Below are 12,292 nucleotides of genomic sequence, written 5' to 3' on the forward strand. Positions count from 1 at the left end.
AGTGCAATGCAGACCAATCGCGCTGCATATTCCGGATTTTCTACCATGTTTATTTGTCGCCGCCTCGGATTGGTTACGGACGGCATGGTGACAAGTTATAAACAGCTTGCACATTTAGACGATGCAAAACACCAGGAGCTGAGATGGACTTGAAAGTACAAGTGTGCAAACCAAAAATAGTTTAAAGGTAGAACGACAAGCTTAGCTTGATAATCGTTATTCAGTTTTGCCCATCAAAATAAGGGCGAGAATTTACACTGTGCAGCATACTTCATTACCTTTCGGGAGCAAAGCTTGCAGTATTCAAATATGCCAACTCAATCCTTAACAAACCGGCGGCTACTTGTTTGGATTATAGTCTGTTTGTTCATTACTCCTGATTGCAAAAACACCCGAAGAGAAAAGGCCTTATTTGTCCCGCTCAGCTCCGACCATACCGGCATACACTTCATAAATGCAGTTGAAGAGACTGACTCGACGAAGTCGTTTATAAACGAATTTGGCTACATGGGTGGCGGGGTTGGTATCGGCGATTTTAATAATGATGGACTTAAAGATATTTTCTTTACCGGCAACCAGGTAAGTTGTAAAATGTACATCAACAAAGGCAACACGCGCTTTGAAGATGTTACCGAAACAGCCGGCCTGACAACCGGGATATGGACAACCGGCATCAGTATCGCAGATGTTAATAATGATGGTTATGACGACCTCTACATCTGTTCATACGGGAAGGATCTGTTACACAGCGCGAAAAACCTGTTGTTCATCAATCAGCATAACCTGACATTTAAAGAGCAGGCGCAGGAGTATGGTTTAGCTGACACCGGCTATTCTTCCCAGGCTGTTTTTTTTGACTATGATAAGGATGGCGACCTGGATATGTATCTGGCTAACTACATGCTTAACGGGCCCAATGCAAACACCATATTTAGCAAAGATCTAAGCGGCCGGTCTGTTGCAAACGATAAGCTTTACAAAAACGATGGTGACCCGGTTCAGCGCGGCCATCCGGTTTTTACCGATGTAACATTACAGGCAAACATTAAAGAAGGCGGATTTGGATTAGGCGTTGTTGTAAGTGATTTCAATAACGACAATTGGCCGGACGTATATGTTGCTAACGACTTTATCTCGAATGACCTGTTGTGGCTCAATAATAAAGATGGAACATTCTCCAATTGCATCAGTACCTCTATCCAGCACCAGAGTTATTCAAGTATGGGTGCCGATGCAGCAGATATCAACAACGACTTGTTGCCAGATATAACAACGCTGGATATGCTGCCCGAAGACAATGAGAGAAAGAAGACAAGTTCTTCTTTCATGAATTACGACAGGTATGAAACCGAGCGGTCCCTTGGCTATGAGCCTGAGTTTGCCAGGAATATGTTGCAGCTCAATAATGGCATTTACACCGTAGGTAAAACAGCAATCCCCTTTTTTAGCGAGATAGGCCAAATGGCGGGGGTGGCGGCTACAGACTGGAGCTGGAGTGTACTGACCGCCGACTTTAATAACGATGGCTGGAAAGACATGCACATCACCAATGGAATAGGGAGAGACTTTATAAACGCTGACTTCCTGGAGTACAGCAACACGGTGTTTAGTACCGGTGGCAGCGAGAAAGATAAACGAAAAATGATCCGGGATAAATTGATAGCCCTAAAGCATATCAAACTTCCGAATTATCTGTACCTCAACAACCACGATTATACCTTTCTTGACGCGTCTAAGGGCTCGGGCATCGACGAGCCATCTATGTCGAATGGTGCCGCTTATGCAGACCTCGATAACGACGGAGACCTTGATCTGGTTGTAAGCAACATCAATAGAGAAGCCTTTGTATTTAGTAACAATACCATCACCAACAAAAACTATGTTAACAACCACTATGTCGCATTCAGTCTAAAGGGCGATGCCGCTAACATTAAGGGATATGGCTGTAAGGTGTATGTTTATGCAGGTGGGCAAATGCAAATGCAGGAACAGAACCCTGTGCGGGGTTACTTCTCGACTGTTGATCAAAAGCTCGTATTTGGGCTTGGGACAAGCCAACGTGCCGACTCCATCGTTGTACAATGGCCAAATAATAAAACCGAATTCATCAGGCAAACGAAAGGTGATACGGTGTACCTGTTAACAGAAGCGAACGCGGTTTATGAAAAGACTCCTGCTGTATCCGGGGCGGCACCTGAAACGATTTTTGAAGATGTGACTGCTGCATCAACTATTCTATATAAACACGTTGATAATCCATACAACGAATTTAATTTTCAACGACTATTACTTCAGAAGTATTCACAGTCGGGCCCATTTATAACGACCGGGGATATTAATAATGACGGGCTGACCGATTTTTTTGTTGGGGGAGCATTCAACTTTTCTGGTAAGTTTTTCATTCAGCAGCCAAACGGAACATTCACGCCCCGCAACCTGACCGACAGCGTTAAGATGCAGGAAGATATGGACTGCACCTTGTTTGATGCAGATAAGGACGGCGATTTGGATCTCCTGATTACCTCCGGCGACACCCGTTACGAAGAGAATGCTGAGTATTACCAGCCCAGGTATTATGCTAACGATGGAAAGGGTGGTTATTCGCTGCAGATGGGTGCAATACCATCAGATGTAAGAACAATAGCTGGCTGTGTTACCACCGGCGATTATGACGGCGACGGGGACCTGGATGTTTTTATTGGAGGAAGAGTATCAAAGAATTACCCGCTTTCACCTCGAAGCTTTATTCTTAGGAATGATCGCGGTGTTTTTACAGATGTCACTGGTCAGGTATGTCCTGCACTGCAAAATCCCGGGATGACAACATCAGCCGCGTGGACAGATTTTGATAACGATAAGCAGCCCGACCTGATCATAGCAGGGGACTGGATGCCGGTAAGATTTTTTAAAAGCAATAGTGGCAAACTAAGTGAGGTGACCGACCTCACCGGCTTAAAACAGATTACCGGTATGTGGCGGAGCCTTACGGTAGCTGACATTGATGGCGATGGTGACCCCGATGTAATTGCGGGTAACCTTGGCGCTAATTGTATTTACCATGTAAATTCAGACAATCCTATGCACTTATTTGCCGCCGACATTGATGGCAACAGCAGCATAGACCCTGTAGTATTTTATTACATTAAAAATAAGGATGGCAACAGGCAATTGGCACCTGCAATAAGCCGGGGTCAATTTGCTGAACAGGTACCATTGATTAAGAAAAAGTTTCTCTACCATAAGGATTATGCCCGTGCAACCTTCGTTGATATCTATGATGCCCGTGCTAAGGAAAAGATGGTCACTTTAACGTGTGATGAAACACGGAGTTGCTTTTTCGAAAATACCGGTAATGGAAAATTTACAAAACACATCCTGCCACAGGAGGCACAATTTGCACCGGTTAACGCGATAATATGCGATGATTTAGATGGTGATAACATTCCCGATTTATTGCTGGCAGGAAATGAATACCAGGCAGATGTTATAACAGGAAGGTATGATGCATCCTATGGCTGCTTTTTAAAAGGAAGAACGAACAAGAAATTTACCTATGTGCCTCCCTCCAGGTCGGGGTTTATCGTAAGGGGTGATGTGAAAGACATGGCAATGTTAAAGACCGCAAAACAAAAATTGATAATTACAGCAGTAAATAATGACTCAATGAGGGTAGTCAAGCTGAAATTATAGCAAAAGGCTTTGGGTCATGAAGAATAGATCTTAACCGAAAGTTTTTTCGGGTCCCGTTTATGTGGTGAAATTGTAATTTGAGAAGGGACATATACACTACATGCATAATTGTTGCTGACTGGCAGCATCCGAAGCTAAAAACCATAATCGTATTTATTTTCACTGATAATTCAGCAACGGATTTCTTGGGGCTTTCATCTAACAGATAGCACTGGCCGGTCCTTAAGGCAATCGCTTACAACGCTGGATGGGAAAAAAGCACAAAGTATCCGGGCATTTATATGGTATCATTGTATGGAACCTGTACTACAATCAACTCCAGTTTTTTATGCAAACATTCGGGTCTATATTTAAAAATAAATCATTGTACACTGCTTTAAAATTTGTGATTGTATGAACAGGTATGCTTCGCTTATTATTCTTGTTTTCGGAGCTTTTGCTTGCTCTAATGCTGTGGTTGGGCAGTCAACTGCTACTGCTGTTAAACCCGCTTCAAGAACAATTGAGGATGGCGGCAACGGACCCCATAAGGCGCTTATGTTATCGGAGGCCTCACTGCCCACTCATACCGTGTTTCGACCAAATGATATGAGCGCTTTTGGGAAGAAAACAAAGCTGCCGATCATCGCCTGGGGAAACGGTGCTTGTGCCAATTCTCCATGGGAACATGTCAATTTTCTTAATGAGGTAGCCTCGTATGGCTTTTTGGTCGTCGCAATTGGCCCTATGCCTCAGGAAGGAGAACGCGGCAGCGGCCGGTCAACCTCGTCGCAGATGTTGGATGCAATCAATTGGGCGATTAGTCAAAACAGTGACAAGACAAGTATTTATTACAATAAGTTAGATGTAAAAAAGATAGCCGTAAGCGGTATGTCGTGTGGCGGCTTGCAGACGCTGGAGACGGCTCCCGACCCCCGGGTAACTACTGCGGTAATCTGCAACAGTGGCATATTGCCTGAACCCGGAAGTGGGATGGCCGGTATGCCCGGTTTGAAGAAAGAACAACTTAGTAAATTACACACCCCAACGCTGTACATCCTGGGCGGGGAAAAAGATATAGCTTATAAGAATGGGATGGACGATTTTAATCGCATTAACCATGTACCCGTATTTGTGGCAAACATGGATGTAGGGCATGGCGGAACCTATCGCCAGCCACATGGTGGTGAATTCGCAAAGGTCGCAACTGCATGGTTTCAATGGCAGTTGAAAGGCGATAAGACGGCCGGCAAATTATTTACCGGCAAACCGAGTGGGTTGTCGAAAGATCCACAATGGAAAGTCGAAAAGAAGAATATGCGTTAACCCATGAAGAAGATATCCCACAAACAGGTTTATTCATTATTGCTGCTGATTCTTTGTGCTGCCGGAGCAAACTTGACCGTCTCCGCGCAGGATGAAAAACAATTGGTGATCGGGCAGCAGCCAGTCTACAAAGTAGCAAAAGCAAGGCACGCCATAACGGTAGATGGAAAGATGGACGATGCCGCCTGGAAAGATGCCGAGGTGCAATCGTTCGATTACTTTTACCGGGGAGACAAACCGGTAGATAAACAAAAGAGTAAATTCAGGATGCTCTGGGATAGTGCTAATCTTTACCTTTTTTATGAATGCGAGGATACTTCACTTACAGCCCGGGAGACAAATTTTGATGCCCGCCCTTATCTTGATGACTGCGCCGAGTTCTTTGTTGTTCCTGCACCAGACAGTGTGTACATGCACTTTGGCTTCGAGATAAATATCACTAAGGCAGCCTATGATTATATTGTACTATGGAAGTATTATAACAATAGAACAATCTTTCTAAGGGGCTATAACCCGGCTTATAAGGTAGAAGTGACTTATGACGGTACAATCAATAATGACAAAGACAAGGACAAAGGGTGGAAGATGGAATTTCAAATCCCATTTACGGCACTAAGCGATTTTCAAAATCTTTCACGTCCCAGGGCAGGGGTAAGGTGGGCATTTCAGGCGGTTCGCCAGGACAGGAATCTTGTAGAAGACAGGTTTCGTTCAACGTCCACCCTTTACCCGATATATGACATAAAGCTCGATGTTCATCAGCCAGCACGTTTCGGTTTACTTGAATTTACGGGAAATTGAGGTCCTGGTTTGCAGGTCTGTTTCTCATGTTGAAACGCTATACACACCATTTAGTAGCATGGGAGCGACTTAATTAAAATGGCCCTATTACCTAATTGAATCGAGCTGTTTAATGAACAACAGCAGCTTTGATAAGCCATAAGTTTACACTGCAACTTTCACCGATACCAGTGAAAGTTTTCCGGTAAGATGATTTAACAGCAGCACCCTGTTGAAGCAAACCACAATTAGGATTGGATAAGAAGTCGCAAGTACAACTCACCAAACGTACATCAGCATTGTTTTAGCAACAATATTGTAGCAACGCCGTGGTCGGTGGATTAGCACATGCTGGCCGCGGCGTAGCTTTTTTCATAAAACAAGCTGGAAGTTGTTGTGCTCTTTGCATCGGAAACTGCATTTCATTATACATATCTCTAAACCTCCACATGCGTCATTATCTGTTGCTAGTTGTTCTTTTATTGTCTCTGTTGAAAACAGGTGCACAAGACGCGGTTGCGGTAAGTAAGGAGCCATTGCATAAAAACGTGTTTGAAAATCGATATGTACGGGCTTTGGAATTGCACATTGCTCCCGGTGATACAACGATGTTTCATAAACATGAAAAACCCTGCGTTTCAATTTCCTTACACCCGGTTCGAACAGGGTCGCAAACCTTACTTGATGACAAAGGTCCGCGGGTGCAATCTGCCGACCGGAGGATAACCTTCGACGGATTCTACCAAAGCCCACGTATTCACCGAGTCTGGAACAGAGATTCTGAAATGTTTCATTGGATGGATGTAGAAATACTTACAAGCGGAAATCGGGTCTTGGAAGAACCGATGGCAGCTGAAGGGATTAAGCAAGTGTTTGATGCACCTCCTGTACGGGCATACCTACTTACACTAAAAGGTAAACAAAAAATGAGCTTTAAAAGAAATGCTCCATTCCTGATCGTTAGTCTCAGCCAGGCCAGCACGGCCACAGTAAACAAACATCATTTTTCGAGGCAAGGTGACTTTCTTTTTGTCAAGCCTTCCAAAAAGATCCGGTTCTCAAATAACAGCGACACCGATTATTCTTTGGCTGTGTTGGAACTGAAGTAATGAGCACGTGTTATCATTCTCCCGATTACGAATTAAACCATTAATATGAAGAAAGTTATTATTCTGATGTTGTTTAGCCCATTGATGATTACCGTTGGTGCACAAGAAGCAAAGGGGCCGATTGGCGCCATCGAATTTGTTTCCAATGAGCTTTCGAAAGTGATAAACAAAGACGCAAAGGTGGAAGTAATCGCTGAAGGTTTTCAGTTCACGGAAGGACCGCTATGGTTAGAAAAACAGCAGGCGTTACTGTTTTCAGATGTTCCCGGCAATACCATCTATAAATGGACCGAAGCCAAAGGCAAAGAAGTATACCTGACACCAGGGGGTTATACAGGCACTGAAGCCCGTGGCGGGTTTATGGGCCCTAATGCGCTATCTCTCGATGGAAAGGGCCAGCTGTTGATATGCCAGCATGGTGACAGGCGGATAGCCAAGATGGATGCTCCTTTAAATGCACCGAAGCCGAACTTTGTTACCGTAGCAGGTGAGTACAACGGTAAAAAGCTGAATAGCCCAAACGACTTTATTCTTAATGCTGCCGGCGACATGTATTTTACCGATCCTTCGTATGGTCTTGAAAGAGGTGGAAGAGATCCAAAGAAGGAAATTACCTACCAGGGTGTATACAAAATGGATAAAGCAGGTCGCACAACCTTATTGGTCGACTCCATCGAGCAGCCAAACGGCATCGGCATTTTTCCGGACGGAAAAACATTACTGGTCTCCAACTCCGACAACAGAAAAAAAAGGTGGTATGCATACGATATTTCAGGTGATGGCGCATTGAAGAATGCACGGGTGTTTTATGATGTAAGCAATGAGAAGGGTATGGGCGGATGCGACGGTTTCAAAATCGACAAAGCGGGAAATGTATTTGCTTCCGGCCCGGGTGGTATCTGGATATTTGCTAAAACCGGGAAACTCATAGGAAAGATAAATCTGAATGGAACAACTGCTGCAAATTGCGCATTAACCCCGGATGGCAAAACAATCTTCATTACTGCGACGACCTATCTGCTTAGGATTAAGATGCGCTAGAATGATCGTTCATCGGCGTCATATCACCTGTCCTCAAATGCTGATATCTTATTAAAATGTATCTTCAAAGCTACATCATGAACCTTCGGGCATATCCTTTATCAACCCGATTGCGTTGCCCTTTAAATTAAACACGAGATATGAATAACATAGGTGACTCCGACGCATATGGAAGGAGAGCATTCATAAGTACGGTTGGTAAACTGGCTGGTACTTCCATGATATTGGCTTTGCCAGGAGTAAGCAGCGCTGGTATCGCATCACCACCACAAGCGTCATATACTGTTCAGCAGGTAATTGACATTATCCTCAAAGAGATACCCAATGCCCGCAGGGAAAACACGGTGGACAAAATCAGGTCTGGTACTCCTGACCAGCAGGTAACCGGCATTGTTACAACCATGTTTCCGAGCATCGAAGTAATTGAGAAAACAAAGCGTGCCGGGGCCAATTTCATCATTGCGCACGAAACACCATTTTACAACAACCCCGACGAAACCGAGTGGTTGAAAAACGACGATGCTTACAAGTACAAAGTTGACCTCTTGAACAAATACAAGATTGCGATCTGGCGTTTCCACGACAACTGGCATGCCCACAGGCCTGATGGTATTGCAATGGGGAACCTGCTTAAGCTTGGGTGGGAAAAGTATTACGACCCACAAAACCCTAGGCTGATCACCTTACCACAACCCATGACAATAAGGTCTATAGCGGAACTCGCAAAGAAAAAGCTGGGTATCGCTATGGTACGTGTGGTGGGCGATGGTAAACAACAGTGTAAAACCATTTACCTGGCATTTGGATACATGGATCCGAAGATGCAAATACCCGTTATTCAGCAATCAAAACCCGACCTGATACTTAGTGGGGAAACAAGAGAGTGGGAAACCGTTGAAAGGGTAAGGGACGGACTTGCGATGGGCCAAAAAACTTCATTGATGGTGTTGAGCCATTCTGTAAGTGAAGAAGCAGGTATGGAATACCTTGTGCAATGGTTGCAGCCAAGAGTACCGGGGCTTAAGATAGCCAATATACCATCCAATAATCCCTTCACCTTTGTATAGCAGGGAAGCTGAGTCGTCAATTGATTGTAACCAGGTTGATTCTGGATTTTTGGATCCGAACCAGGGAATATCACTTGGGCATCATTGCCTGCCCGGGTGTGCTCCATTGGAGTCTCGCTCACTTGTACTTTACGTTTGCTATAGCGCAGAAATCCTGCGCGGCTTGGCCGAACGACATTATGACAATTACTTAAAGGCGTTTGCAGTAGCCTGTATACGCTAACCTTATATGGCTGCCCAAGGGTTACTATCGCCTGGCCGGTTCAACTACTCGCCAGTTGTTGCTTGCCTTTTTATTTTCAACCTCCTTATTTTTTGAATTCACCTCAATATGAACCCATTCAATAGAATAACCTTTTCCAGATCTTTAATAGCATTGAGCTTGTTTGCGATTACCCAATGCACTTCTACCTCAGCGCCCGAACCTGCATGGGGTAAGAAGAATGCAGAGCTCATATCGAAATACAACTTGAACGTTAGAGAGATTTCGGACCTTCCAAAAACAACTGTTGCGTCGAACCTTGATCCGGCAATGGTAAAAAGTTTGAATAACGTCGACAGCACCGAACTCTACCCTGGTGTCAATGCAAAACTTTTCTGGGGTACTGGTACAATGGTTGGTGTACTTCAGCTTGCACCCAATGCAACGATCCCCGAAGAAGTATTAACAGCCGACAGGTTTGTATTTGTGCTGGAGGGTTCGATCAACCAACTGATAAAGGGTGCGCCGGTTGCTATGACATCAAGAAAGCGGGAAGAACCCGACGGCATACACGGTGCGACCCCAAAAACCGATTTCGTTTATCTGGAGAAAGGGACAAAAAACGGGTTGACGGCTGGTCCCGATGGTGCTAAGTTACTTGAGGTGTATAGTCCTCTACGCCTCGATTATCTCAAGAAAGCAGGGGTTTCGAATTTGCCCAAAGAAATGCCGGATGTTGCAACTACGCAAACACCCAATGTCGTACCCGGAAAAGTCTACGATCTCTACGATCTGCAGCTAACCGAACTCACTGCAGTTGGCTACTCGAGATTGGTGTCGGGAAAAAACACCCAGCTCAGTTTTATATTAATGGAGCCAAATTCATTATTCCCGCACCACATACACCCCGAGGAACAGATGATGTTTGTACTAAGGGGCACCTGCAACGAAATTCTCCTGGACGGCGAACAAGGAATGAAAACCAATGACGTTGTGCGTATCCCCGCAAACCTGGTACATGGTGCAAAAATGAGCGATGTTGGCTGCGATGCCCTGGACATCTTCTGGCCTGCACGAGCGGACTACCTGGATAAGGAAAAAGCAAGAATGTCGGCCTACCGGTCAATTATTCCGGAAGGAGTGAAACCGGAGATCGTTGTTGACGGGAAAAAAACAAAGCCTGAATTGAACTTTAGCGAGGGACCAAAATGGATGAATGGCAAGGTTTACTTTTCCAATATGTATTTCGACCAAAATTGGGGAGCCAACCCCGCTAAAAGTTCAACGGTTGAATTGGACCCTAATGGAAGTTACCGTAACATCACGGCAGGCAAGATGCAAACCAACGGCCTGTACCCCTATAAAAATGGAAACCTCATTGTTTGCGATATGATGGGGCACAGGGTTGTTGAGATGACCACGAAAGGGGATGTGGTACGGGTGCTTGCCGACAAATACGATGGCAAATCCATCGATGGACCCAACGACGTGATAACAGATGCAAAAGGCGGGTTCTACTTTACCGATCCACAGTTTACAATGGAAGCGAAAAAGTTTCAGCCAGGTCGTGCCGTTTATTATGTGTCACCAGCAGGCAAGATAACAAGAGTGGTTCAGCCCAACGAATTTGCAATGCCAAATGGTATTGTACTGTCGCCTGATGGAAAAACACTTTACATCAACAACTGTTATGACGATGAATCATGGTACCCCGTTAAAAGCGAAAAAGATAACTTCATCTGGGCATACGACGTTAATGCTGATGGTACCATTGCAAATGGAAGAAAGTTTAGTAAACTATTCCTCACGCCCAATGTGCTGGACAGAAAGGGAAAGTCGTCGAGTGCTGATGGTATGGCGATCGATAAGCTGGGTAATCTTTACGTTTGTACTTATTATGGCGTGCAGATCTTTAACAACAAAGGTCAATTTGTTGGTATGATCAATCTACCGTCATTTCCTGTTAGTCTTTGTTTTGGCGATCCTGATATGAAAACATTGTATATTGTTAGTTACAGCAAGGTTTTTAAGATTCGTACCAACATGGAGGGTTTTGTGCAGTATTTGTAATACTCAATACGGAATGGTTGCAAAGCAGGGAACTGGTAAACGAATAAACAGCAAGGACGTTTAAAATGGCAAATTCCGTTGATTTTTGAGGATATAATCAGCCTAAACAACATAATTTGCCGACCGGGAAAACAGTGCACACCAACACCATCTCACGCTTAACTTCTTGACATGGGTATGCTAAGATAACAGCGGCTCAAGCAGATCCGAAAAGCTGGCTTCAATCACATTAGATTAATTCCACAACCTATTTAAATCATCAAAAACAGTGAGTAAGACCCAAAGCCTATTTTGTATTCTGGTGCTTATTGTGTCCGTAGCAATTACTGGCTATGCACCCCCAAAACAAAAGAAAATATTAGTTTTTAGTAAAACCGCTGGTTTCCGCCATACTTCCGCCATACAGGCCGGAAAAAAGCACCTGATGGAAGCGGGCCGGCAAAGTGGTTTCCACGCGGATACAACAGAAAGTTCACTTGCCTTTACCGCAGAGAACCTAAAGAAATATGCTGCAGTGGTTTTCCTGTGCACCACGGGTGATGTGTTAAACCCCGATCAACAACGGGTGTTCCAGGCATTCATCCGTAATGGAGGCGGGTACGTAGGTCTTCATTCTTCTGCTGATACCGAATATGACTGGCCCTGGTTTGGCGAACTGAACGGGGCATACTTCAAGAGTCATCCAAGGCCCCAGGAAGCCATCTTCAATGTAGTAGACCTAAATAATATTGCTACCGCGCACCTGCCAAAGGTGTGGAAGCGTTTAGATGAATTGTATAATTTCAAATGGATCGGTACCGATCTGAATGTGTTGATCACTATAGATGAAACAAGTTACAACGGTGGGGGTAATGGCGAAAATCATCCCATGGCCTGGTACCACGATTTTGATGGCGGCAGGGCCTTTTACACGGCTTTGGGCCATGATAATAAGTCGTGGGAAGATCCCCTGTACCTTCAACATGTGTTAGGCGCCATCAAGTATGCGATTGGTGCTAAACCACAAGTAAAATAAATACAGCACATAA

General features: G+C 44.6%; 8 protein-coding genes. All 8 read left to right on the forward strand.

Translation table 11 applies throughout. The annotated features are described in order from the left end of the window. Positions 1-309 precede the first annotated feature (309 nt). The 8 genes from EXU57_RS16945 (at position 310) to EXU57_RS16980 (ending at position 12,279) form a co-directional block, all read left to right on the forward strand. A complete protein-coding gene (locus tag EXU57_RS16945) occupies positions 310-3,690 on the forward strand; it encodes a VCBS repeat-containing protein (protein ID WP_133269422.1) in 3,381 nt (1,126 codons plus the stop codon). A 393-nt stretch (positions 3,691-4,083) separates the two neighbouring features. Beyond that, positions 4,084-4,995: an alpha/beta hydrolase family protein gene (locus EXU57_RS16950; protein ID WP_207955513.1), complete on the forward strand. Its 912-nt coding sequence runs from the start codon at positions 4,084-4,086 to the stop codon at positions 4,993-4,995. 3 nt (positions 4,996-4,998) lie between these two features. Next, positions 4,999-5,796 carry a carbohydrate-binding family 9-like protein gene (locus EXU57_RS16955; protein WP_133269423.1) on the forward strand — a complete coding sequence of 266 codons (798 nt, stop codon included), beginning with the start codon at positions 4,999-5,001 and terminating at the stop codon, positions 5,794-5,796. Positions 5,797-6,224: 428 nt separating this feature from the next. Further along, on the forward strand, positions 6,225-6,884 hold the full coding sequence (locus EXU57_RS16960) for a hypothetical protein (RefSeq protein ID WP_133269424.1): 660 nt from the start codon (positions 6,225-6,227) through the stop codon (positions 6,882-6,884). A 45-nt stretch (positions 6,885-6,929) separates the two neighbouring features. Then, complete coding sequence (locus tag EXU57_RS16965; RefSeq protein ID WP_133269425.1) at positions 6,930-7,925, forward strand: SMP-30/gluconolactonase/LRE family protein; 996 nt, start codon at positions 6,930-6,932, stop codon at positions 7,923-7,925. Between the two features lie 140 nt (positions 7,926-8,065). Then, positions 8,066-8,992 carry a Nif3-like dinuclear metal center hexameric protein gene (locus EXU57_RS16970; protein WP_133269426.1) on the forward strand — a complete coding sequence of 309 codons (927 nt, stop codon included), beginning with the start codon at positions 8,066-8,068 and terminating at the stop codon, positions 8,990-8,992. A 331-nt stretch (positions 8,993-9,323) separates the two neighbouring features. Then, positions 9,324-11,264: an SMP-30/gluconolactonase/LRE family protein gene (locus EXU57_RS16975; RefSeq protein WP_133269427.1), complete on the forward strand. Its 1,941-nt coding sequence runs from the start codon at positions 9,324-9,326 to the stop codon at positions 11,262-11,264. A 268-nt stretch (positions 11,265-11,532) separates the two neighbouring features. After that, positions 11,533-12,279, forward strand: a complete 747-nt coding sequence (locus EXU57_RS16980; RefSeq protein ID WP_133269428.1) for a ThuA domain-containing protein — start codon at positions 11,533-11,535, stop codon at positions 12,277-12,279. The last annotated feature ends 13 nt before the right edge of the window (positions 12,280-12,292 follow it).

The sequence above is a fragment of the Segetibacter sp. 3557_3 genome (assembly GCF_004354985.1).
Lineage (GTDB): Bacteria > Bacteroidota > Bacteroidia > Chitinophagales > Chitinophagaceae > Segetibacter.

Excerpts from the sequence above, each read along its gene's own strand:
- EXU57_RS16955 (WP_133269423.1), top strand. The coding sequence starts at position 4,999 with ATGAAGAAGATATCCCACAAACAGGTTTATTCATTATTGCTGCTGATT.
- EXU57_RS16950 (WP_207955513.1), top strand. The coding sequence starts at position 4,084 with ATGAACAGGTATGCTTCGCTTATTATTCTTGTTTTCGGAGCTTTTGCT.
- EXU57_RS16970 (WP_133269426.1), top strand. The coding sequence starts at position 8,066 with ATGAATAACATAGGTGACTCCGACGCATATGGAAGGAGAGCATTCATA.
- EXU57_RS16945 (WP_133269422.1), top strand. The coding sequence starts at position 310 with ATGCCAACTCAATCCTTAACAAACCGGCGGCTACTTGTTTGGATTATA.
- EXU57_RS16965 (WP_133269425.1), top strand. The coding sequence starts at position 6,930 with ATGAAGAAAGTTATTATTCTGATGTTGTTTAGCCCATTGATGATTACC.
- EXU57_RS16960 (WP_133269424.1), top strand. The coding sequence starts at position 6,225 with ATGCGTCATTATCTGTTGCTAGTTGTTCTTTTATTGTCTCTGTTGAAA.
- EXU57_RS16975 (WP_133269427.1), top strand. The coding sequence starts at position 9,324 with ATGAACCCATTCAATAGAATAACCTTTTCCAGATCTTTAATAGCATTG.